Annotated in this window: 18 protein-coding genes and 1 pseudogene; 12 read left to right on the top strand and 7 right to left on the bottom strand. The window is 59.0% G+C overall.

All coding sequences use genetic code 11. The features are described 5' to 3' along the window. The first annotated feature begins 76 nt into the window (after window positions 1-76). The 5 genes from AABM52_RS25735 (at window position 77) to AABM52_RS25715 (ending at window position 7,858) form a co-directional block, all read left to right on the top strand. A complete protein-coding gene (locus AABM52_RS25735; protein WP_347908945.1) occupies window positions 77-1,978 on the top strand; it encodes a DUF1302 domain-containing protein in 1,902 nt (633 codons plus the stop codon). A 28-nt stretch (window positions 1,979-2,006) separates the two neighbouring features. Next, window positions 2,007-3,371, top strand: a complete 1,365-nt coding sequence (locus AABM52_RS25730) for a DUF1329 domain-containing protein (protein ID WP_223465954.1) — start codon at window positions 2,007-2,009, stop codon at window positions 3,369-3,371. Window positions 3,372-3,547: 176 nt separating this feature from the next. After that, on the top strand, window positions 3,548-6,286 hold the full coding sequence (locus tag AABM52_RS25725) for a LuxR C-terminal-related transcriptional regulator (protein WP_347908944.1): 2,739 nt from the start codon (window positions 3,548-3,550) through the stop codon (window positions 6,284-6,286). Between the two features lie 86 nt (window positions 6,287-6,372). Next, entirely contained in the window at window positions 6,373-7,014 is a 642-nt protein-coding gene (locus AABM52_RS25720; protein WP_347908942.1) for an MBL fold metallo-hydrolase, read from the top strand. A 103-nt stretch (window positions 7,015-7,117) separates the two neighbouring features. Beyond that, the gene (locus tag AABM52_RS25715) at window positions 7,118-7,858 is read left to right on the top strand and encodes an OmpA family protein (protein ID WP_347908940.1); all 741 of its coding nucleotides are present in this window, start codon (window positions 7,118-7,120) and stop codon (window positions 7,856-7,858) included. Window positions 7,859-8,130: 272 nt separating this feature from the next. On the opposite strand, the gene AABM52_RS25710 is transcribed toward AABM52_RS25715, so the two are convergent. Beyond that, window positions 8,131-8,565 carry a YhcB family protein gene (locus AABM52_RS25710; protein ID WP_007989833.1) on the bottom strand — a complete coding sequence of 145 codons (435 nt, stop codon included), beginning with the start codon at window positions 8,563-8,565 and terminating at the stop codon, window positions 8,131-8,133. 144 nt (window positions 8,566-8,709) lie between these two features. On the opposite strand from AABM52_RS25710, the gene AABM52_RS25705 reads away from it, so the two are divergent. From AABM52_RS25705 to zapE, 3 genes are all read left to right on the top strand, one after another. Beyond that, a complete protein-coding gene (locus tag AABM52_RS25705) occupies window positions 8,710-9,339 on the top strand; it encodes an alpha/beta fold hydrolase (RefSeq protein WP_347912690.1) in 630 nt (209 codons plus the stop codon). 24 nt (window positions 9,340-9,363) lie between these two features. Then, window positions 9,364-10,719 (top strand): tryptophan--tRNA ligase, encoded by a 1,356-nt coding sequence (locus AABM52_RS25700; protein ID WP_347908938.1) that lies wholly within the window; start codon window positions 9,364-9,366, stop codon window positions 10,717-10,719. A gap of 90 nt (window positions 10,720-10,809) precedes the next feature. Then, window positions 10,810-11,904, top strand: coding sequence for a cell division protein ZapE (gene zapE, locus AABM52_RS25695; RefSeq protein WP_347908936.1), 1,095 nt, complete (start codon window positions 10,810-10,812; stop codon window positions 11,902-11,904). A gap of 104 nt (window positions 11,905-12,008) precedes the next feature. Here zapE and AABM52_RS25690 read toward each other — a convergent pair whose 3' ends face one another. From AABM52_RS25690 to AABM52_RS25670, 5 genes are all read right to left on the bottom strand, one after another. After that, window positions 12,009-12,992, bottom strand: a complete 984-nt coding sequence (locus tag AABM52_RS25690; RefSeq protein WP_347908934.1) for an asparaginase — start codon at window positions 12,990-12,992, stop codon at window positions 12,009-12,011. A gap of 77 nt (window positions 12,993-13,069) precedes the next feature. Next, entirely contained in the window at window positions 13,070-14,263 is a 1,194-nt protein-coding gene (locus AABM52_RS25685) for a hypothetical protein (protein WP_347908932.1), read from the bottom strand. A 16-nt stretch (window positions 14,264-14,279) separates the two neighbouring features. Continuing rightward, window positions 14,280-15,167, bottom strand: coding sequence for a nitrilase family protein (locus AABM52_RS25680; RefSeq protein WP_347908930.1), 888 nt, complete (start codon window positions 15,165-15,167; stop codon window positions 14,280-14,282). Window positions 15,168-15,374: 207 nt separating this feature from the next. After that, a complete protein-coding gene (locus AABM52_RS25675) occupies window positions 15,375-17,321 on the bottom strand; it encodes an FAD-dependent oxidoreductase (RefSeq protein ID WP_347908929.1) in 1,947 nt (648 codons plus the stop codon). A 199-nt stretch (window positions 17,322-17,520) separates the two neighbouring features. Beyond that, the gene (locus AABM52_RS25670; protein WP_347912689.1) at window positions 17,521-18,441 is read right to left on the bottom strand and encodes a GlxA family transcriptional regulator; all 921 of its coding nucleotides are present in this window, start codon (window positions 18,439-18,441) and stop codon (window positions 17,521-17,523) included. Between the two features lie 221 nt (window positions 18,442-18,662). On the opposite strand from AABM52_RS25670, the gene AABM52_RS25665 reads away from it, so the two are divergent. After that, window positions 18,663-19,799 carry an acyl-CoA dehydrogenase family protein gene (locus AABM52_RS25665; RefSeq protein ID WP_347908927.1) on the top strand — a complete coding sequence of 379 codons (1,137 nt, stop codon included), beginning with the start codon at window positions 18,663-18,665 and terminating at the stop codon, window positions 19,797-19,799. A 17-nt stretch (window positions 19,800-19,816) separates the two neighbouring features. After that, window positions 19,817-19,894 (top strand): annotated as a pseudogene (locus tag AABM52_RS25660) (outer membrane lipoprotein carrier protein LolA); the annotation flags it as partial. A gap of 8 nt (window positions 19,895-19,902) precedes the next feature. Here AABM52_RS25660 and AABM52_RS25655 read toward each other — a convergent pair. Beyond that, window positions 19,903-20,943: an NADP(H)-dependent aldo-keto reductase gene (locus AABM52_RS25655; protein ID WP_347908925.1), complete on the bottom strand. Its 1,041-nt coding sequence runs from the start codon at window positions 20,941-20,943 to the stop codon at window positions 19,903-19,905. Window positions 20,944-21,188: 245 nt separating this feature from the next. On the opposite strand from AABM52_RS25655, the gene rplM reads away from it, so the two are divergent. Next, a complete protein-coding gene (gene rplM / locus AABM52_RS25650; protein WP_007917032.1) occupies window positions 21,189-21,617 on the top strand; it encodes a 50S ribosomal protein L13 in 429 nt (142 codons plus the stop codon). 14 nt (window positions 21,618-21,631) lie between these two features. Then, window positions 21,632-22,024: a 30S ribosomal protein S9 gene (rpsI, locus tag AABM52_RS25645; protein ID WP_122604830.1), complete on the top strand. Its 393-nt coding sequence runs from the start codon at window positions 21,632-21,634 to the stop codon at window positions 22,022-22,024. The last annotated feature ends 77 nt before the right edge of the window (window positions 22,025-22,101 follow it).

The following is a 22,101-nucleotide window of genomic DNA, read 5'->3' as shown; positions in this document are numbered from 1 at the left end:
CCATGGCTCCCGGTTATCCACAGCGTTTTTAGAAGTGCTCTTGCCATAAAAATAAAATGCACATGGAGTAGCGTCGATGACATCAGTAAACCAGTTCTGGCGCCGGGCGAAACTGCCCCTGGCTGTCAGTCTTGCCTCTACGCTCGCCGGGCCAGCATTCGGCGTCAGTTTCAACGTCGGAGAAATCGAAGGTCAGTTCGACTCATCCCTGTCGGTTGGTGCCAGTTGGTCTACCGAGCAGCCGAACAAGAACCTCATTGGTGTCAACAACGGCGGCAAGGGTCTGTCCCAGACTTCTGATGACGGTCACCTGAACTTCAAGAGCGGGGAAACCTTCTCGAAGATCTTCAAGGGCATCCATGACCTTGAACTGAAATACGGCGATACCGGTGTTTTCGTCCGTGGCAAATACTGGTACGACTTCGAACTGAAGGACGAAAGCCGTCCGTTCAAGGACATCAGCGACGAGGGCCGCAAGGAAGGCGCCAAGTCCGCCGGCGGCCAGATCCTCGACGCCTTCGTCTACCACAACTACTCCATTGCCGATCAGCCAGGCTCCGTGCGTCTGGGCAAGCAGGTCGTGAGCTGGGGTGAAAGCACCTTCATCGGTGGTGGCATCAACTCGATCAACCCGATCGACGTGTCCGCGTTCCGCCGTCCGGGTGCCGAGATCAAGGAAGGCCTGATCCCGGTCAACATGTTCTATGTGTCCCAGAGCCTGACCGAAAACCTGTCGGCCGAAGCGTTCTACCAAATTGAATGGGACCAGACCGTCGTCGACAACTGCGGCACGTTCTTCTCCCAGCCGGACATCGTTGCCGACGGCTGCGACGACAACCTGCGTGTGCTGAACAAGCGCTCGCAAATTCCGGCCATTGCCCTGGGGCCTTTGGCCGCCAACGGCGTTAACGTCAACGAAGAGGGTGTTCTGGTGCGTCGTGGCGGCGATCGCGATGCCCGTGACAGCGGCCAGTGGGGCGCGTCCTTCAAGTACATGTTCGATCCGCTGGACACCGAGTTCGGCGCCTACTTCATGAACTACCACAGCCGTGCGCCGATCTTCAGCGCCACCGGTGCGCCGCAGTCGGTCTACAACACGGCCAGAGCGTTGCCCGGCCCGTTCGCGGCACTCGGGCCACTGCTGGTGGCCGGTAATTCGCAATACTTCATCGAATACCCCGAGGACATTCGCCTGTATGGCTTGAGCTTCTCCACCACCCTGCCTACCGGTACGGCGTGGAGCGGTGAGATCAGCTACCGTCCGAACGCGCCAGTGCAGCTCAACTCCACCGACATCCTGTTCTCCGGTATCCGTCCTTTGGGCAACAACAACCCGAACAATCCATTGACCAATGCATCGCTGCTTACCGGCGTGCCGGGTCAGGACCTGCACGGGTATCGTCGCAAGGAAGTCACCCAGTTCCAGACCACCCTGACGCACTTCTTCGACCAGGTCATGGGCGCCAGCCGTCTGACCCTGGTGGGCGAAGTGGGCGTGACCCACGTTGGCGGCCTGGAAAGCACTTCCGACGTTCGTTATGGCCGCGATCCGGTCTACGGCCCGGGTGAGTTGCCAGCCTCTGGCGCGCTCGATACCTGCGTGGCGCTCAACACCAGTACCATCAACGGTGCCGGCCCGGGTACGCCGACCAACAACCGCAGCCGCAACTGCACTGACGAAGGCTTCACTACCCCAACTTCGTGGGGCTACCGCGGTCGCGCCATCTGGGAATACAACGACGTGTTTGCCGGTGTGAACCTCAAGCCGAACGTTGCCTGGTCCCATGACGTGAGCGGTTACTCCCCTGGCCCTGGCGGCAACTTCGAGGAAGGCCGCAAGGCGGTGAGCCTGGGTGTCGACGCCGAGTACCAGAACACCTACACCGCGAGCCTGGCCTACACCAACTTCTTCGACGGCAAGTACACCACCGTGGATGACCGCGACTTCGTTGCGCTCAGCCTCGGCGTGAACTTCTAAGCACAGTATTTTCAGGACGAACACACATATGAAAATAACAAAGAGTCTGTTCCACGCCGGTGTTCTGGGCCTTTCGCTGCTGGCGACCAGCGTGATCGCGGCGGTACCCCAGGCCGAGGCCGACAAACTGGGCAAGAGCCTGACCCCGATGGGCGCTGAAATGGCGGGTAACGCCGACGGTTCGATCCCGGCCTGGAAGCCTATGGCGAAGAACGCCGGTACGGTCGACAGCAAAGGTTTCCTGTCCAATCCGTTCGCCAGCGAAAAACCGCTGTTCACCATCACGGCGCAGAACGTCGACCAGTACAAGGAAAAGCTCGCCCCGGGCCAGTACGCGATGTTCAAGCGCTACCCGGAAACCTTCAAGATGCCGGTCTATCCGTCCCATCGCGGTGCCACCGTGCCGGATGACGTTTTCGCTGCCATCAAGCGCAACGCCACCAACACCAACCTGGTGTCCGGCGGCAACGGCCTGGAAAACTTCGAGACCGCCGTGCCGTTCCCGATTCCGAAAAGCGGCGTAGAAGTCATCTGGAACCACATCACCCGTTATCGCGGGGGCAGCGTGACCCGCCTGGTGACCCAGGCCACGCCGCAGCCGAACGGTTCGTTCAGCCTGGTGTACTTCCAGGACCAGTTCGTGTTCCGCGACAAGATGAAGGACTACGACCCGAAAAACCCGGGCAACATCCTGTTCTACTTCAAGCAGAAAGTGACTGCCCCGGCACGACTGGCCGGTGGTGTACTGCTGGTGCACGAAACCCTCGATCAGGTGAAGGAACCGCGTTCGGCGTGGGTCTACAACGCCGGTCAGCGCCGTGTGCGCCGTGCGCCACAAGTGTCCTATGACGGCCCGGGTACCGCGGCCGATGGCCTGCGTACCTCCGATAACCTGGACATGTTCAACGGTGCACCGGATCGTTACGACTGGAAGCTCGAAGGCAAGAAAGAGATGTACATCGCCTCCGACGCCTACAAGCTCGACGACCCGAGCCTCAAGTACACCGACATCATCAAGGCCGGTCACATCAACCAGGACCTGGCGCGTTACGAACTGCGCCGTGTGTGGCATGTGGTTGCAACCCTGAAGGAAGGTCAGCGTCACATCTACGCCAAGCGTGACTTCTACATCGACGAAGATACCTGGCAAGCAGCGGTCATCGACCATTACGACGGTCGTGGCCAACTGTGGCGTGTAGGTGAGGCCCATGCCGAGAACTACTACGACAAGCAAGTGCCGTGGTATGCCCTCGAAGCCCTGTATGACCTGCAATCGGGTCGTTACCTGGCACTGGGCATGAAGAACGAAGAGAAGTCGGCCTATGACTTCGGCTTCCAGGCCACCACCAGCGACTTCACCCCGGCCGCCCTGCGTCAGGACGGTGTTCGCTAAGGTGGACTGAGTAGAGGCTGCACCCTCTGAAAACGCCCCGACTGGTTCGGGGCGTTTTTTTTTGCTTGTAGACTTTTTGTAGCCATTTGTAGCAATTACCTTCATTCCCTATCCGTTTACGGCTAGTCTGCGGACATCTGCAACGCCGCCACCTGCAATTCAAACAAGAGCCGGCTATGACTGATTTGTCTACACCCCCAGGTTCTGCAAACGTTGCTGTCGCGACACTCGACGGGCGCTTCTTCCGCCCGCCGTTGCCCGACGGCCATGTGCTGCGTCCACGTTTGTGCGAGCGCCTGAGTGCCGGGCTCGGTGGCAGGCTGTTGCTGGTCAGCGCACCGGCAGGGTTCGGCAAGAGTTCGTTGGCGGTGGAGTTTTGTCAGGGGTTGCCGGCGCACTGGCAAAGTCTCTGGCTGGGGTTGAGCCCGCGAGACAGTGACCCGGGACGTTTTCTCGAGCGCCTGCTGGAAGGCCTCCAGGACTATTTTCCGCACCTGGGCAGGCAATCCCTCGGGCTGTTGAAAATGCGCCAGCGCCATCAGCCTTTCGCATTCGAAGAATGGCTGGACGGCCTGCTCGACGAACTGGCCGAACACCTGTCCACCGCGACGCCATTGCTGCTGGTGCTGGATGATTATCATCTGGCCCAGGGGCCGGTGCTGGACCGCTGCCTGCAATTTTTCCTCAATCATCTTCCCGATGGCTTGCTGGTGATGGTCACCAGTCGCCAGCGTCCCGACTGGCATCTGGCACGGCTGCGGCTGTCGCGGCAATTACTTGAGTTGCATGAACAGGATCTGCGCCTGACCCATGACGAGGCCTTGAGCCTGCTCGACCGGCACAGCAGCTCCCTGCGCGGTGAGGCACTGGAAAACCTGATCCAGCGCAGCGAAGGTTGGGTCGCGGGGTTACGCTTCTGGCTGCTGGCCGCCTCGGAGGCGGGCACCGATGGCGCGCTGCCGCAATCGTTGCACGGCGGGGAAGGGCTGATCCGCGATTACCTGCTCGAAGAAGTCATCGATTGCCTGCCCGCCGAGGTCCAGTCGTTCCTCTATGACACGGCGCCCCAGGAACGTTTTTGCAGCGAACTGTGCGATGCCGTTCGCGACGCCCACGACAGCGGGGAGATCCTGCGCTTCCTGCTCGCCCACCAAGTGTTCCTGGTGCCGCTGGACGAACACGGCCACTGGTATCGTTACCACCACCTGTTTTCCGATCTGTTGCGCACGCGCCCGACTTCCCAGTCGATGGTGCCGGCCGCCAGCCTGCACCTGCGTGCCTGCCGCTGGTTCAATGCCCAGGGCCTGCTCGATGAGGCCGTGGAGCAGGCCTTGCGTGCCGGTCATCTGGACGTCGCGGCGAACCTGGTGCAGAACCTCTCCGAAGAGCAACTGCTGGCCGAGCAGAACGTCGGCATGTTGCTGCGCTGGAAAATGGACTTGCCTGACAGCTTGCTGATCAGCACGCCGCGACTGATCGTACTCTATAGCTGGGCGCTGGGGATGGCTTGCCAACTGGATGCCGCAGAAGAACTGGCCAGCCATTTGAGCCGCTTCCTGCCTGCTCCATCGGCCACCGCCCAGAAGTCCATGCTGGCTCAATGGCTGGCGTTGAGCGGCATCATTGCCCGTGGGCGCGGCAACCGCGAACTGACGCTGCAGTACTGCGGCGAAGCGTTGGAAAGTCTTCCGCCCAAGCGTTACGGCCAGCGGCTGATGTGCCTCTCGACCTTGTCCAACCTGGCCATTGCCGACGGTGATTTGTGGCGGGCACGAGGGCTTAACCGCGAATCGCTGGAGCTGGCGCAACGGGTCGGCAACCCCTTGTTCGAAGCACTGGCGCACTACGACCGCGCCCGGGTGCTGCAAACGCGCGGGGAAATCTGTCGGGCGCTGGAAGAAGTCCGTCAGGGAATGCAGCGCCTGCAGAGCTTGCCTGCGCAACGGCTGTATGCGGTTCGCGCCCGGCTGACCTTATACGAAGGTTTTTTGCTGGCCCTGCGCATGCAGCCACAAGCGGCGCGGGTGCGATTGCAGGCCGGCTTGAGCGAGGCGCGCGCCTGCCGTGACATCAGCGTGCTGATCGGCCACTGCGTGATTGCCAGGCTGGAAGGCAGCAGCGGCGAGTTCGCCAAGGCCTTTGCCGAGCTTGCCGAAGCCGAACGGCTCATGCACATCTGGGACGTGCCACCGATCTACTACCTGGCCATGATCACCCTGGTCAAATGTGAACTCTGGCTGGCCCAGGGGCGCACCGATCTGGCCGAAGCCTGGCTGGCGCGCCTGGGGCAGACCTATAACGGCGAAAACGGGGCGGCACCACCGGAATTCCACCCGCAATTGCCGCTGCATATCGAATTGCAACAAGCCTTGCTCGACGTCATCCAGGGCCAGCCGATGCTGGCCGAAGGGCGTTTGAATGCGCTGCTCGAACATGGCCAGCAAAGCGGCCGGCAGATGCTCAGTGCCATGGCACTGACCCAGAAAGTGGCGTTGTTGCTGTGCAGCGGGCGAGAACCGGAAGCACGCAAGGCACTGGCCCAGGCGCTGGACGCCGCCGGCGGAGGGGGACTGCAACCCTTCGAGGGCTTGTTGGCCGAGCACCCGGACTGGCTGCGTGCGCAGCTTCAAAACTGTCAGCCAACCCCCGTTTCCCTGAGTCTCAGTGAAAAACTGCCGGCATTGGTTGCCCGTCCCGGGCTGGAGTCCTGCGCGGCCGCGGAACAGCTCAGCACCCGGGAAATGGCGGTCCTGCGATTGATCGCCCAGGGCTGTTCGAACCAGGAAATCAGCGATCAGCTGTTTATTTCCCTGCATACGGTCAAGACCCACGCCAGCCATATCAACAGCAAGCTCGGGGTCGAGCGGCGTACGCAGGCGGTGGCGCGGGCCAAGGAATTGGGGGTGTTGGGTTAAGGATTTTTCATGTTACCCATCGCAGTCATTGGCTCGCTGCCCAATTGTGCGAAAATCGCTTGTCCCCGTTTATCGAGCAGGCCCCGATGACTCCGCAACCCACCCTCATTCGCGAAACCTTCCCCGTCGGCCCTTTGCAGTGCAACTGCACGATCATCGGCGATCCGGTAACGAAAAAGGCCATCGTCGTCGATCCGGGTGGCAATCATGAGCTGATCCTGGCACGGCTCGACGCACTGGGTCTGAAAGTGGTCAGCATCATTCACACCCACGCGCACCTCGATCATTTCCTGGCTTCCGGCCAACTCAAGGAGAAAACCGGCGCGACCCTGCATTTGCACAAGGAAGACCAGTTTCTGTGGGACAACCTGGAAATGCAGTGCCAGATGTTCGGCGTTCCCTATACCCCGGTGCCGTCCCCGGATCGCTGGCTGGCCGATGATGAAGAACTGGCCTGCGGCTGTGGCGTGGCACTGCACACGCCGGGTCATACACCGGGCTCCATGAGCTTCTGGTTTTCCGAGGCCAAGCTGCTGATTGCCGGCGATACGCTGTTTCGTCGCGGCGTCGGGCGCACGGATTTGTGGGGCGGCGACCAGGCGACTATCGTGCGTTCGATCAAGCAGCGGCTGTACACCCTCGACGAAGACGCCACCGTGGTGACCGGGCATGGTCCGGATACCCGTCTGGGCGATGAAATGCGCGAGAACCCCTTTGTTCGGGGCTGATTTGTAACATTCGGAATTTTTACCCATTAACATGATCCAACGCCCGCAAAGGCTGATGCCTTGGTCCGTTGCACCACAGAATGCAAAAAAGTAGGAGCTTTACATGTTCACCACGCGTCGTTTGATTATTCTCGCTACCGCTGTGGCCGTTTTGTCCGGTTGTGCCTCGCCTAACCCATACGGCGGTCAGGGCCAGGCTCAGGGCCAGACGGATAGCGGCTCCGAAGGCATGAGCAAGACCGCGAAATACGGTGGCCTCGGCGCTCTGGCCGGTGCGTTGGCCGGTGCTGCCATCAACCACGATAACCGTGGCAAGGGCGCGCTGATCGGTGCTGCGGTGGTCGGTGCTTCCGCCGCCGGCTACGGCTACTACGCCGATCAGCAAGAGAAAAAGCTGCGCGCCAGCATGGCCAACACCGGAGTTGAAGTGCAGCGCCAGGGCGACCAGATCAAGCTGATCATGCCGGGCAACATCACATTCGCGACCGATTCGGCGAACATTGCCCCAGGTTTCTATCAGCCGCTGAATAACCTGGCGGGCTCGCTGAAAGAGTTCAACCAGAACCAGATCGAGATCGTCGGCTATACCGATAGCACCGGCGCTCGTCAGCACAACATGGACCTGTCCCAGCGTCGTGCGCAGAGCGTGGCAACCTACCTGACCTCGCAAGGTGTCAGCGGCGCCAACCTGAGCGCTCGTGGCGCCGGCCCGGACAGCCCGGTTGCCAGCAACGCTGACGTCAATGGCCGGGCGCAGAACCGCCGTGTAGAGGTCAACCTCAAGGCGATTCCGGGCCAGCAGTATGGTGGTCAGCAGCAAGGTCAGGTTCAGCAGTACCCTTGATCGTCTGATTGAACCCCTGGCGTAAAAAAGCCCGCTCGATTCTAAACAGATCAGGCGGGCTTTTTTGTATCGTCAGTTCCGGCCCCATCGCGAGCAAGCTCGCTCCCACAGGGGGCGATGTCCTACACAAAATCTGTATTCAAAACATAACCCTGTGGGAGCGGGCTTGCCCGCGAAGGGGCCAGTGTGGGCATCGGAGATACAGGATCAGAAACAAAAAAGCCCCCGGACAAGTGATTGTCCGGGGGCTTTTTGCCATGCGCGAAACCTGCTTACTTCTTCAGGCCATAATGCTCATCGAGCATGCCCGGCGCGTTCGGGGCTTTCGGTGCGTAGTCGCGAGGCGGTTCCTGATTGCGCGGCGGCGTCAGGCGTTCACGGGGTGCCTGTGCCGCATCGGCATGCAGGGAAGCCAGCAGGCGTTGGCGAGTCTGTTCGTCCAGGGCCAGGCGGTTGGCGCCCTCGGCGAGATGGTCCTGCACTTCCTGATAGCTCTGAGTCAGTTTCTTGACCAGTGTCGCGGTGCTGTTGAAGTGGGTCACCACCTCGTTCTGATAACTGTCGAAACGTTCCTGAATGTCGTCCAGCTGACGCTGCGTGCGGCTGGGCGCGGCGTTCGGAGCAACGCGAGCGATCAGGAACCCAATGGCGACACCCACAACCAGGGCAAGAGTCGGTAACAACCAAACTAAGAGCGAGTGTTCCACGAGTCCTTCCTCTATAAACGGCTTTGCTTTACGTTAACGGCTCGAACCTGCGCTGTATACCGCGATTCACTCGCAATAGACAGCCACAGACAATTTGCTAGACGAGTCGACCCGATCCGAGGTCACGGAGTTCCTTCCTTGCTTATGCGTGAAACCCCTGTAGTGATTGATGGCCCGGTGGGTCAACTGGAAGCTCTTTATCTGGATAATGAGCAGCCGCGCGGCCTGGCGCTCATCTGTCATCCGAACCCGGTGCAGGGCGGCACCATGCTCAACAAAGTGGTATCGACCCTGCAACGTACCGCGCGTGATGCCGGTTTGATTACTTTGCGTTTCAACTACCGTGGAGTCGGCGCCAGCGAAGGCACCCACGACATGGGTACCGGTGAAGTCGATGATGCCCAGGCTGTGGCCGAGTGGTTCAGGGCCAGACACCCGGAATTGCCGCTGACCCTGTTCGGTTTCTCCTTCGGTGGATTTGTTGCAGCAAGTCTCGGTGGACGTCTGGAAGCGAAGGGCGAGCAGCTCAAGCACCTGTTCATGGTCGCGCCGGCGGTCATGCGCCTGGGCGATCAGGATCAGCTGCCGCAACAGGGCGAACTGACCCTGATCCAGCCGGAAACCGACGAAGTGATCGATCCACAAGTTGTTTACGAATGGTCCGACAAGCTCGAACGCCCCCATGAGCTGCTGAAAGTGGCAGAATGCGGACACTTTTTTCATGGCAAGCTGACCGATCTCAAGGATCTGATCCTGCCGCGTCTCTCGAATTGATTGCAGTCTGACAAGCGATTACCCATGACGACTCGTACCCGTATCCTCACCGGCATCACCACCACCGGCACACCGCACCTGGGCAACTACGCTGGCGCCATCCGCCCGGCGATCGTCGCCAGCCGTGACAGCAATGCCGATTCGTTCTACTTCCTGGCCGACTACCACGCCCTGATCAAGTGCGATGACCCGCTGCGCATCCAACGCTCGCGTCTGGAAATCGCCGCGACCTGGCTGGCCGGTGGCCTGGATGTCGAGCGCGTGACTTTCTACCGCCAGTCCGACATCCCGGAAATCCCCGAGCTGACCTGGCTGCTGACCTGCGTTGCCGCCAAGGGCCTGCTCAACCGCGCCCACGCCTACAAGGCTTCGGTGGACAAGAACGTCGAGACCGGTGAAGACCCGGACGCGGGCATCACCATGGGCCTGTACAGCTACCCGGTGCTGATGGCCGCGGACATCCTGATGTTCAATGCGCACAAGGTGCCGGTCGGTCGTGACCAAATCCAGCACGTGGAAATGGCCCGCGACATCGGCCAGCGCTTCAACCACCTGTTTGGCCAGGGTAAAGAGTTCTTCACCATGCCCGAGGCGTTGATCGAAGAGAGCGTCGCCACGTTGCCGGGCCTGGATGGCCGCAAGATGTCGAAGAGCTACGACAACACCATTCCGCTGTTCAGCAGCGCCAAAGAGATGAAGGACGCGATTTCGCGGATCGTCACCGACTCCCGCGCGCCGGGCGAAGCCAAGGATCCGGACAATTCGCACCTGTTCACTCTGTTCCAGGCGTTCGCCACCCCGGCGCAAGCCGTCGAGTTCCGCAGCGAACTGTTGCAGGGCCTGGGTTGGGGCGAGGCGAAGAATCGTCTGTTCCAGTTGCTGGACAGTGAACTGGGCGAGTCCCGCGAGCGTTATAACCAGCTGATCGAGCGCCCGGCGGATCTGGAAGACATCCTGCAACACGGCGCAAAAAAGGCCCGTGCGGTAGCGACTCCGTTCCTCAACGAACTGCGTGAGGCAGTGGGCCTGCGCTCCTTTGTTGCCCAGGCTCAAGTAGCGGCGACCACCAAGAAGAAAGCCGTGAAGGCTGCACGTTTTGTCAGCTTCCGCGAAGACGACGGCAGTTTCCGCTTCCGTCTGCTGGCGGCCGATGGCGAACAACTGCTGCTGTCGCGCAACTTCGCCGACGGTAAAACTGCTGGGCAAGTGACCAAGCAACTGCAAGCGGGCCAGGATCTGGACGTGCGCAGTGAAGCCCTGGGCTTCAGCGTCTGGCTGGAAGGCGAGTGCGTTGCCGATAGCCCGACCTTCGCCGACAGCGCCGCGCGTGACACGGCCATCGAAGCCTTGCGCATTGCCCTGACGCCGGTTCAGGAATAAACAACGGTTCGGCCCGACCAAGGGCCGATTGCCATTCCTCGGGGTCGTCGCTACAGTGTCGGCCCGTTTTTGTTGCCTTGCTAACGAATTATGACGCCCCTAGAACGATATCAAGCTGATCTGAAACGCCCGGAATTCTTCCATGACGCCGCACAGGAAACTGCCGTGCGTCATTTGCAGCGCCTGTACGACGACCTGGTCGCGGCCGAGCAAAACAAGCCGGGCCTGCTGGGCAAGTTGTTTGGCAAGAAGGATCAGACCCCGGTCAAGGGCCTGTATTTCTGGGGCGGAGTAGGTCGCGGCAAGACTTACCTGGTGGACACCTTCTTCGAAGCGCTGCCCTTCAAGGAAAAGACCCGTACACACTTCCACCGCTTCATGAAGCGCGTGCACGAAGAGATGAAGACCCTGGGCGGCGAGAAAAACCCGCTGACCATCATTGCCAAGCGTTTCTCCACCGAAGCCCGGGTCATCTGTTTCGATGAATTCTTCGTTTCCGACATCACTGACGCCATGATCCTTGGCACCCTGATGGAAGAACTGTTCAAGAACGGCGTGACCCTGGTCGCGACGTCGAACATCGTGCCGGACGGCCTGTACAAGGACGGCCTGCAACGCGCGCGCTTCCTGCCGGCCATCGCGCTGATCAAGCAGAACACCGAGATCGTCAACGTCGACAGCGGCGTCGACTATCGTCTGCGTCACCTCGAACAAGCCGAGCTGTTCCACTATCCACTCGACGAAGCCGCCAACGAAAGCCTGCGCAAGAGCTTCCGTGCGCTGACGCCGGAATGCACAGCAGCGGTCGAAAATGACGTGCTGATGATCGAAAACCGTGAAATTCGTGCCCTGCGCACCTGCGATGACGTGGCCTGGTTCAACTTCCGTGAACTGTGCGACGGCCCGCGCAGCCAGAACGACTACATCGAACTGGGCAAGATCTTCCACGCCGTGTTGCTCAGCGATGTCGAGCAGATGAGCGTCACCACCGACGACATCGCCCGACGCTTCATCAACATGGTCGACGAGTTCTACGACCGTAACGTGAAGCTGATCATTTCCGCCGAAGTCGAGCTTAAGGACCTGTACACGGGTGGTCGCCTGAACTTCGAGTTCCAGCGGACCCTCAGCCGACTGCTGGAAATGCAATCCCACGAATTCCTGGCCCGGGCGCACAAGCCATAAGCTGTTCAAAAAAGCACGATTCGGAAAATAAAAAAGGCCTGCAATTGCAGGCCTTTTTTGTCAGCGCAAATCCTCCGCCCACAGGTTTGTACATTGTTTTGAAGTCAAATGTCCTCGTTGAGATGCTGCGCAAGCTCGTGCTGCCGTTGGCAACCCAGCAGCAGCCAAAGCAGAATTCTGGCTTTTCGCGGACATAGAAAACCCGCCATCGATACCCCCTTGCGGATCAAGTCCATTTCACCACCGCCAAAACCGTAAGAGGCTCGTGCAGTGGAGCCTGAGCCGGTTCGGGTCGCAATGATCACGGGGATTCGTTCGGCAATATGCTCAATCATTGTCGCCCAGCGCTGCGAGATGTGGCCGGCGCCGAAACCGCCGATCACCAGCCCGTCGTAATCGAGTGCGAGAATATTTTCCAGTAGCAGGGTGTCGGCCGAAAGTGAGGCCTCAAGCAGCGCAACCTTCTGTGTGGTCTGTTGCGGCAAAGGTAACACCGTGCGCGGCCCCGGCGGGCGCAGGTAGCGAACACGGTCTTCCAACAGTAGGCCCGCGGGCCCCACGACCGGAGAGGAAAACGCCTGCAATGCCAGCGAATCGGTTTTACGTACGCTGCACGCTTGATGAATCTGTCCGTTCATCACGACCTGGACACCGCGCTGCCGGCTGTTCTGCGCCAAGGCAACGCGACATGCATCCAGAAGATTGGCCGGTCCATCGGCACCTGGCTGCGCTGCGGAACGCATGGCACCGGTCAGCACCAAGGGGGTGTCGTAGGGCCACAGGTAATCCAAAAACACCGCGGCTTCTTCGAGGGTGTCGGTGCCCTGGGTTATCACGACCCCAACGGCGCCCTGTTTGACCTGAAACTCAGCCCAGGACAATACGTACAGCAAAAACTCGAAATCCAGGGACGCACTGGGCAGCAGGCCGAGGGTCTCGACGGTAACTCCGGCCAGTGTCGTCAGTTCCGGTATGGAAGTCAGCAGGGTTTCGCCGCTGACGGTCGGGATGACGCCTTCACCGGCATTGCTCGCTTGCATGCTTACCGTGCCGCCAAGTGCCGCGATGGACAGTTTGGGCAGGTCCATGGGATACCTCGCTTGTTTGTAATGAAAAGTGGCTGTATCCGCTTTTGGGGCCGCGATACAGCCGAATGGCTGGGGCATTAATCAGCGATCAAAAAACCGATCAGCGGCACGATCAGCAGTGTGCTGATGGCCATCGACAGTACATTGGCGATGTAGGCGTGCATGTCGGCCGGTAATTTCCTGGCAATCACACAGGCCAGCGGTGGTGCGACTAATGCCCCCAGCAGTGCGCTTGAGACGATAATCTGCCAGCTGCCGCCATAGGTCAGGATCGCCGCGGGCACCACCGAAACCAGCGGGATGTAAGTGGGATACCAGCCGCGCAACATCCATTGTTGACGCCAGATCAGCACGCCGATGGCTGAGGCCAATGCCTGCGCGCCGATGATGTGCAGCAACAGGCCCGATCCGTACGCGGGGCTTGAAGGGTTCAAGCTGTACGCCAGCAATGCACCCAGTATCAGGCCAAGGCTGGCCAGTTCATTGCCGAAGAACGGTGCTTCGGAAAAGTCCGCCAGAATCCGGCGCACGCTCCAGATGACGCCATAGTCGGGCGCCTTGGCGGGAGCAATCGAGGCGGGTGGCGTTTGCGACGAGCTGGATTTCACCAGGTTCGGCCAATAGCGGCAAAACAGAAACGCCAGGACGCTGGCAATCGCCATGCCCAGCACATTGCCAATCACTGCAGGCAAGGCCAGCGGTTGGCACACGTAGTTGACGATCAGCAGGCACATCGGTGTGACGAATACGGCGCCCATGAGTGCGCCGTTGATCGTGACCTTCCAGCCTCCGCCAAACATCAGCACCATCGCCGCTGGCAGCGAGACGAATGCTACGAATGTGGGTTGCCAGGTTGTGGCTGTCACCGTCCAGCCCCACAGCAGATTGCTCAGCAGTAGCCCGAGCAACGAACTGGTGACCAGCCAAGGCCAAAGTCCCGTTCCGTAGGAGATGGTAAATCCTTGCCAGGATTTCCCCGTTCGATTCGCCCAGTAAGCCAGATAAGCGCCTGCCAGCAGGCCGATCGAGGCGAACTCGTGTTTGTAGAAAGCCACCTCGCTGATGTCACCTAACACCCAACGCAGCCAGGCACTCGGTTCGGGTAGCAGCGATACCATGTCGCCGTACCCGGGCCAATGCGCTCCCCAGAAAGTCCGGTTGCTGAAAGAAAGCCAGACGATCAGCAGTGTCGCGCCGATCATTAGCAGGACGACGGCTGCATCAATCGGTGATTTGCGCGATTGTTGTTTTTTGTCGGTTGTAACTTCCATGCGGTAGGCCTCCTGATCAACGTGGAAGGCAAGGGTGCTGGGTGTAGCCGAGCATCTGATCGTAAAGATCGGCTCGGCGATCGCGATGCAGGTCGTTCAGGTTGTTCCAGATAGGCGCACTGCGGGAGGTGGTCAGGTCGATATCGGCAAACAGGATTTCCTGTCTGTCTGCCGAAGCCACGGCGCCAATCGGCCAGCCGTTGGTTCCGGCAATCAACGAGCAACCCAGGTAGCGCGCGCCGCGCTCCTCGCCGATCCGGCTGGCGGCAGCGATAAACACGTTGTTGACGTGAGCGGCGGTCATCGTCAGATACGACGCCATGCACTTACCGGCATCGTCGAATAGCGGCGGCGGTGTCCAGACCCAGTTGTTCAGGCTGCAAATGATGTCTGCGCCCTGCTGGGCGAGGATTCGTGGCACCTCCGGGAACCAGATGTCCCAGCAGATCAACAGCCCGATGCGGCCGATCGGTGTGTCGAAAACCGGGAAACCCAGGTCGCCGGGTGTGAACCAGAGCTTTTCCAGATTCCACAAATGGGCTTTGCGGTACTTGCCGATAAAACCGTCTGGTCCCACCAGAACGCCGGTGTTGAAGAGTCGCATGCCGTCGCGTTCGGCCAGACCGGCCACGAGGTAAACGTTGTGTTCGCGGGCGAAGTCGATCCAGCATTGCACGCTTGGCCCTGCGGGAACCGCTTCGGCATGGGCGAAGGCGTCCTGTCGATTGCTGAAGAAATAGCCGGTATTGGAAAGCTCGGGCAGAACGATGAGGTTCGCACCGCCGTTTACCGCTTCAAGCGCCAATTCCAGGCTGCGACGCAGATTACTTACACATTTCTCGATGCCGACTTGTGGATCGAATTGCACGACTGCTACACGAACAGGGCTTGTTGGCTCAGTCATTCCGTCGTTCCTCTTTTTATTGTTTTTCAAACTGTTAAATGGCGTGTGTATAAGAGGGGAATCAGGAGTGGGGTGTAAGTCAGCTACTTCCGTTTAGGTCGTAGTCCTTGTCCGAAAATGGATCAGGGTGATGTTTGATGGCAGTGGGTAGCCGGCGCGAGAGGTAGAGCCATGTATTGCTTGCATGGCTCTGGAACGGGGATGTGATCAGATTTTGAGTTGGTAGTGCGGGTAGTCGCTCAAGGAAAATCCGCCATTGAAGGTCGCGGCGGTTTTGTTGCAGATATGAATCACTGCATCGACAGCACCGCGAAAACATGGCTCCGTCCAACCGGCATCGACGGAAAATGACTCGCCGGACAAATACAAGCCAGATACATGAGCAAAGTCCCGGTTGTACTTCATCAGGCCGACGGCATCGTAGTAGGTGCCCGGTCGGTAAAGCTTGGCACAACCCAGAGCATTTTTATCAGTGATCCAACGCTGAACCACTGCTTGATCAATGCCTATGTAGGGAGAGATTTTTTCCTGGACGTTGGCAGAGTTCATGAGTATGCGATCCAGCTCTTCGGCGCACTTTGATACCAGCTCCTTATCGCTGAATGAGGCGAGCTTGGTTGCGTCATCTTCCCAGGTATAACTCAGCAGGATGCAGTCATAGCTGTAATTGTCGTTGTAGCGGTAGGTATAGACATCATGGATGAAACTGTCGGTTACGATGGCTTGCGGGATGTTTTTGTTTTTCGAGAGAAATGATTTTTTCAGCGGTGCAAACACTTTGCAGCTAGTTTCCCAGTGTGCGGTTTTGTAGGCGTTAATCGTCTCGAAAGGCAGCATCTCTCGGGTGAAATTTTCGAGCTTGATTCGAGTTTCAATCAGCCAGGAGGGTAGTGTCATGATGACCGAGTCAAAGTCATCAAATTGCTCCTGGATTTGCTCGGGTTGACTGTGTTTCCAGTTGTAGTAGACGCGTATTTTTTGATTGTTCAGCTTTTCCAGTTTTGTGACGGATGAGTCGGTGAGAAACCCATTGCTTCTTTCGAGGCAATGTTCGTAGAGGGACTTTCCGGTTTCGTCGGTTTTCACAAACAGCAGGCATTCGTCCAAAGCCGCGAGGCCGATGTAGCGGGGTCTGTCGAAACTCTGCCCCATTGAGTCAAAAACGGCTTCGCTATTCAGGTAGGGCGAATCCAGTGGATCGCCGTTTGAGTCCACTCGACCATGGATCAGTTGCAATTGGCTGCTGAAACCGAAAATCGCAGTACGCAGAGGGTAGAGGCAGCAGACGTCGTAAAAAGCTCCCCAGCTACCGTCACCTATACCTATTGCGTAAAAAATTGCGGACTCTTGCGCAGACATTCCCATTCCGCCGAAATCCCCGGGTAAGCGGCGATCCCAAGTTTCCAGTGCTGGCATGCTGACCAGGTCGCGGAACGAGACACTCTCGTATTTTTCAACGATAGAAGCCCATATGGCTTCCCATTCCTGGCTCGCATAAAGCTCAGCAACGTGGCGGGTCATGCGATCGGCAAAGGCTTTCCACTTGGAATAAACCTTTTGCAATTCATCGCCGGGAGGCGGTGTGACGCCGTCTTCGTTTTTCCATATCAACATTTGCGGCGCCGACCCGCCGCCCATGCTGCCCTCTCGGAGATAGATGCCTGTCGAGTTAACCCATTGGCTACCGGGGTTGGCGAAGTCTGAAAACGCCAATTCAAATTGATTGGCGTAATAAGCCATCAGCGACCGACCTTCTGTCGGTGGCTCATCCGCACGGTTGAAGAAGGGCATGCGCATTGCGCCCATTTCAAACGGTGTATGGCTTGCTGCCGAGTTTTGGCTACCGGGAACGGTCAGATGCCTGCCGCCGATGCGTCTGGATTGTTCGATGAGAGTGATATGTGTAAAGCCGCAGCGATAGAGTTCTCTGGCGGCGGTCAGGCCTGTGACGCCGGCGCCGATGATGCAAATTTTATGTTGCGGGTCAGTTGCCTTGGCGATGCCGTTTTCCTGTTCTACCAGTGCACGATAGTCAAAGCACAAATCCGGCGGATTGGGAAAGCGAGCCGCCCATTTGTTTTTAGCCGAGCGCTTTGTTCGGGTGGCCTCCTTGGCGATGTATGAAGGGTAGTTGTAGCTTGATCCTATAGTCATGGTTGATCTTCCCTGATGGTGTTTGCAGGGAAGATTTTGACGTTTTTTAAGGGGCTGCGTCTGTGGGCGGGGTTGGGTTCTTCGGCGCTCTGTATTCCGCTTTTTGCGTAGGAAAATGCACAGCGAAAGAACTGTGTGGCCGGTGCAAGATTCTATGTGGGAGCGAGCAGGCTCGCTCCCACAGTCAGCTGGGGTTCGGCTACGCAGCCTGCTGAAACTGCTGCCGATACTGGTTCGGCGACAACTCCGTGTGCTGGCGGAACAACCGGGCGAAGAAGCTCGCATCGTCATAGCCAACTTCATAGCTGATGGTCTTGATGCTCTTGCGGCTGCCGGATAGCAAGCCCTTGGCGGTTTCGATGCGCAGGCGTTGCAGGTAATGCAGTGGCTTGTCGCCGGTGGCGGTCTGGAAGCGGCGCATGAAGTTGCGGATGCTCATGCCGTGCTCGCGGGCGACGTCCTCGAAACGGAACTTGTCGGCGAAGTGTTCTTCGAGCCAGTGCTGGATCTGCAGGATGATCACGTCCTGGTGCAGCTTCTGCCCGCCGAATCCAATCCGGCCCGGTGAATAGCTGCGCTGCACTTCATAGAGGATGTCCCGGGCCACGGCCTGGGACACGTTGGCGCCGCAGAAGCGTTCGATCAGGTAGATGTACAAATCGCATGCCGAGGTGGTGCCGCCGGCGCAGTACAGGTTATCGGCGTCGGTCAGGTGCTTGTCCTGATTGAGCTGGACCTGTGGGAAGCGTTCGGCGAAGGCATTGAAGAAGCGCCAATAGGTGGTCGCTTCCTTGCCATTGAGCAGCCCGGCTTCGGCGAGCCAGAAAACACCGGTGGCCTCGCCGCACAGTACGGCACCGCGTGCATGTTGCTGGCGCAGCCAGGGCAGGACTTGCGGGTAACGCTTGCAGAGGCTGTCGAAATCGTCCCAGAACGCAGGAAGAATGATGATGTCGGCGTTTTCCAGCCCGCCATCCACCGGAATCACCACATCGCTGAAGGTGTTGACCGGTTTGCCGTCGGGGCTGACCAGGCGGGTTTCGAACGCCGGTGTCAGGCCCTGGCCCAGCTGTTTGCCGTAGCGCAGGCTGGCGAGGTGGAAGAAATCCTTGGCTTGCATGAGGGTGGAAGCGAAAACCCGGTCGATGGCCAGGATGCTGACGCGCCGCAGGGGCGTGGAGGCTTGGTTAGACATAATTCAACTTTATTTTTATAGGGGGAAGTGGTCACCAGACGGCTGGATCGTCTTATTTTTTGTCGGATGTGTCCAGTGTCCTGTATCGGAAGCGAGGCATAGTCTCTGGAGGTCAACTCCTTCTAAAAACAAAGAAAAGGTGCCGCATGATCCCCAGAACCCTGTTCAGTCCCGAGCACGAGCTTTTCCGCGACAGCGTGCGGACGTTCCTTGAAAAAGAGGCGGTGCCGTTCCATGGGCAATGGGAAAAACAGGGCTATATCGACCGCAAACTGTGGAACAAGGCAGGGGAGGCGGGGATGCTGTGCTCGCACTTGCCGGAAGAGTACGGCGGCTTGGGGGCGGACTTTCTCTATAGCGCGGTGGTGATCGAAGAAGTGGGGCGACTGGGCCTGACCGGCATCGGTTTTTCCCTGCATTCGGACGTCGTGGCGCCCTACATCCTGCATTACGGCAGTGAAGCGCTGAAGCATAAATACCTGCCGAAACTGGTATCCGGCGAGATGGTTACCGCGATCGCCATGACCGAACCGGGCGCCGGTTCCGATCTGCAAGGGGTGAAAACCACGGCCGTGCTCGATGGCGATGAGTACGTGATCAACGGCTCGAAAACTTTTATCACCAATGGCTACCTGGCCGATCTGGTGATCGTCGTCGCCAAGACCGATCCGAAGGCCGGTGCGAAGGGCACCAGTCTGTTTCTGGTGGAAGCCAATACGCCGGGCTTCGACAAGGGCAAGCGCCTGGAGAAGGTCGGGATGAAAGCCCAGGACACCTCGGAGCTGTTCTTCCAGGACGTGCGTGTGCCCAAGGAAAACCTGCTGGGTCAGGCCGGGATGGGCTTTGCCTACCTGATGCAGGAGTTGCCCCAGGAGCGCCTCACCGTGGCCGTTGGCGGGTTGGCTTCAGCGGAAGCGGCGCTGCAATGGACGCTGGACTACACCCGCGAGCGCAAGGCGTTCGGCAAGTCGATCGCGGACTTCCAGAATACCCGGTTCAAACTGGCAGAGATGGCCACGGAAATCCAGATCGGCCGGGTCTTCGTCGACCGCTGCCTGGAGCTGCACCTGCAAGGCAAGCTCGACGTGCCGACGGCGGCGATGGCCAAGTACTGGGGCACCGACCTGCAATGCAAGGTGCTCGACGAGTGCGTGCAGTTGCACGGTGGCTACGGGTTCATGTGGGAGTACCCGATTGCCCGGGCGTGGGCGGATGCGCGGGTGCAGCGGATCTATGCCGGCACCAATGAAATCATGAAGGAGATTATTGCCAGATCATTGTAGGAGCGAGCCTGCTCGCGATGGTCGTCAACGATAACGCTGACAGCCTGACACACTACGGTGTGCTCAGGTTTTTCGCGAGCAAGCTCGCTCCTACAGATGGGGATTATGGAGCCGGATTCGGATGATCCTTGTGAATCGCCTCGATCCCTTCCAGCACCTCCTCCGACAGCTTCAAGTCGAAACTGGCGATGTTGCTCTCCAGTTGCCCCATCGTCGTCGCGCCAATGATGTTGCTGGTCACGAATGGCTGCTGCGTCACGAACGCCAGGGCCATTTGTGCCGGGTCCAGACCGTGCTCGCGGGCCAGGGCCACGTAGCGGCTGCAGGCGGCTTCCGACTGCGGGTTGAAATAGCGGCTGAAGCGGCTGTAGAGGCTCAGGCGACCTTTTGGCGGGCGGGCGCCACCTCCGTACTTGCCTGACAGGAAACCGAACGCCAGGGGCGAATAGGCGAGCAGGCCGCATTGCTCGCGGATGGCGATTTCCGCCAGGCCGACTTCGAAGCTGCGGTTGAGCAGGTTGTACGGGTTCTGGATCGACACCGCGCGCGGCCAGCCTCGGGCTTCGGCCAGGGCCAGGAAGCGCATGGTGCCCCATGGCGTCTCGTTGGACAGGCCGATGTGGCGGATCTTGCCGGCGCGGACTTGCTCGTCCAGTGCTTCGAGGGTGTCTTCCAGCGGAGTCAGGTTGGCTTCGATCTTGTGCTTGTAGCCCAGTTGGCCGAAGAAGTTGGTGCTGCGCTCCGGCCAGTGCAGTTGGTACAGGTCGATGTAATCGGTCTGCAGGCGCTGGAGGCTGGCGTCCACCGCTTCGGTGATGTGCTGGCGGTTGTGGCGCAGGTTTTTATCGCGAATGTAGTCGATGGTGTTGCCGGGGCCGGCGATCTTGCTGGCCAGGATCCAGTCGGCGCGGTCGCCGCGACTTTTGAAGTAGTTGCCAATGTAGCGTTCGGTGGTGGCGTAGGTTTCGGTCTTGGGCGGCACCGGGTACATCTCGGCGGTGTCGATGAAGTTGATCCCGGCGCTCTTGGCTCGCTCAATCTGGGCGAAGGCGTCTGCCTCGCTGTTTTGCTCGCCCCAGGTCATGGTTCCGAGGCAGAGGGCACTCACGTTCAGATTGGTCCGGCCTAGCTGGCGATAGTCCATCGGCTGCTCCTTGGGCAAAACAATCATAAAAGCAGGTTGAATTATTTTTCGCAATCTGCATAATTGCGCACCTCTTTCTGCAGTGGAAGTGATGCGCCGCCGCCGAAGAATCTTGCCGTTGAACGGACGCGCCGACCCGAGCCCCCGAAAGCGTCTGTATCCGGCTGCCTTTGACTTGTCAAAGTACGCACTATTCAGTAAGATCCGCCGTCTAATTTACAGGGCGGCCCCTGAGGCTATAAAGAATGAAGACTTTTACTGCTAAACCGGAAACAGTAAAGCGCGACTGGTTTGTCGTCGACGCTGCTGGTCAGACCCTGGGTCGTCTGGCCACCGAAATCGCGAGCCGTCTGCGTGGCAAGCACAAGCCTGAGTACACTCCTCACGTTGACACCGGCGACTACATCGTCGTAATCAATGCTGAGCAGATCCGTGTTACCGGTGCTAAAACCACTGACAAAATGTACTACTCCCACTCCGGTTTCCCGGGCGGCATCAAGTCGATCAACTTTGAAAAGCTGATCGCCAAGGCCCCTGAGCGCGTGATCGAGACCGCGGTCAAAGGCATGCTGCCTAAGAACCCGCTGGGTCGCGACATGTACCGTAAGCTGAAAGTCTATGCGGGCGCTGCACACCCACATACTGCTCAGCAGCCCCAAGAACTGAAGTTTTAACGGAATAGTACATTATGTCGGCGACTCAAAATTACGGCACTGGCCGTCGCAAGACCGCAACCGCACGCGTTTTCCTGCGTCCGGGTACTGGTAACATCTCCATCAACAACCGTTCGCTGGAAAATTTCTTCGGCCGCGAAACTGCCCGCATGGTAGTTCGTCAGCCGCTGGAATTGACTGAGACTGTCGAGAAGTTCGACATCTACGTCACCGTGATCGGCGGTGGTGTGAGTGGTCAGGCTGGCGCAATCCGCCACGGCATCACTCGTGCTCTGATGGACTACGACGAGACTCTGCGCAGCGCCCTGCGTAAAGCCGGCTTCGTAACCCGCGATGCTCGTGAAGTTGAACGTAAGAAAGTCGGTCTGCGTAAAGCGCGTAAGCGTCCGCAGTACTCGAAGCGTTAATTCGCTTTCACGTTCAAAAAAAGAACGCCCAGTTTCCTCGCGGAGCTGGGCGTTTTTTTATGTCTGCGATTTATCAA

The organism is Pseudomonas grandcourensis, assembly GCF_039909015.1.
GTDB lineage: Bacteria > Pseudomonadota > Gammaproteobacteria > Pseudomonadales > Pseudomonadaceae > Aquipseudomonas > Aquipseudomonas grandcourensis.
Note: the sequence above shows the minus strand (reverse complement) of the source record. Positions and strands in the feature narration are given on the sequence as shown.

Bases quoted from the DNA above. Each gene is read 5' to 3' on its own strand.
- AABM52_RS25735 (WP_347908945.1), top strand. From the start codon at position 77: ATGACATCAGTAAACCAGTTCTGGCGCCGGGCGAAACTGCCCCTGGCT.
- AABM52_RS25730 (WP_223465954.1), top strand. From the start codon at position 2,007: ATGAAAATAACAAAGAGTCTGTTCCACGCCGGTGTTCTGGGCCTTTCG.
- AABM52_RS25725 (WP_347908944.1), top strand. From the start codon at position 3,548: ATGACTGATTTGTCTACACCCCCAGGTTCTGCAAACGTTGCTGTCGCG.
- AABM52_RS25720 (WP_347908942.1), top strand. From the start codon at position 6,373: ATGACTCCGCAACCCACCCTCATTCGCGAAACCTTCCCCGTCGGCCCT.
- AABM52_RS25715 (WP_347908940.1), top strand. From the start codon at position 7,118: ATGTTCACCACGCGTCGTTTGATTATTCTCGCTACCGCTGTGGCCGTT.
- AABM52_RS25705 (WP_347912690.1), top strand. From the start codon at position 8,710: ATGCGTGAAACCCCTGTAGTGATTGATGGCCCGGTGGGTCAACTGGAA.
- AABM52_RS25700 (WP_347908938.1), top strand. From the start codon at position 9,364: ATGACGACTCGTACCCGTATCCTCACCGGCATCACCACCACCGGCACA.
- zapE (WP_347908936.1), top strand. From the start codon at position 10,810: ATGACGCCCCTAGAACGATATCAAGCTGATCTGAAACGCCCGGAATTC.
- AABM52_RS25690 (WP_347908934.1), bottom strand. From the start codon at position 12,992: ATGGACCTGCCCAAACTGTCCATCGCGGCACTTGGCGGCACGGTAAGC.
- AABM52_RS25685 (WP_347908932.1), bottom strand. From the start codon at position 14,263: ATGGAAGTTACAACCGACAAAAAACAACAATCGCGCAAATCACCGATT.
- AABM52_RS25680 (WP_347908930.1), bottom strand. From the start codon at position 15,167: ATGACTGAGCCAACAAGCCCTGTTCGTGTAGCAGTCGTGCAATTCGAT.
- AABM52_RS25675 (WP_347908929.1), bottom strand. From the start codon at position 17,321: ATGACTATAGGATCAAGCTACAACTACCCTTCATACATCGCCAAGGAG.
- AABM52_RS25670 (WP_347912689.1), bottom strand. From the start codon at position 18,441: ATGCAAGCCAAGGATTTCTTCCACCTCGCCAGCCTGCGCTACGGCAAA.
- AABM52_RS25665 (WP_347908927.1), top strand. From the start codon at position 18,663: ATGATCCCCAGAACCCTGTTCAGTCCCGAGCACGAGCTTTTCCGCGAC.
- AABM52_RS25655 (WP_347908925.1), bottom strand. From the start codon at position 20,943: ATGGACTATCGCCAGCTAGGCCGGACCAATCTGAACGTGAGTGCCCTC.
- rplM (WP_007917032.1), top strand. From the start codon at position 21,189: ATGAAGACTTTTACTGCTAAACCGGAAACAGTAAAGCGCGACTGGTTT.
- rpsI (WP_122604830.1), top strand. From the start codon at position 21,632: ATGTCGGCGACTCAAAATTACGGCACTGGCCGTCGCAAGACCGCAACC.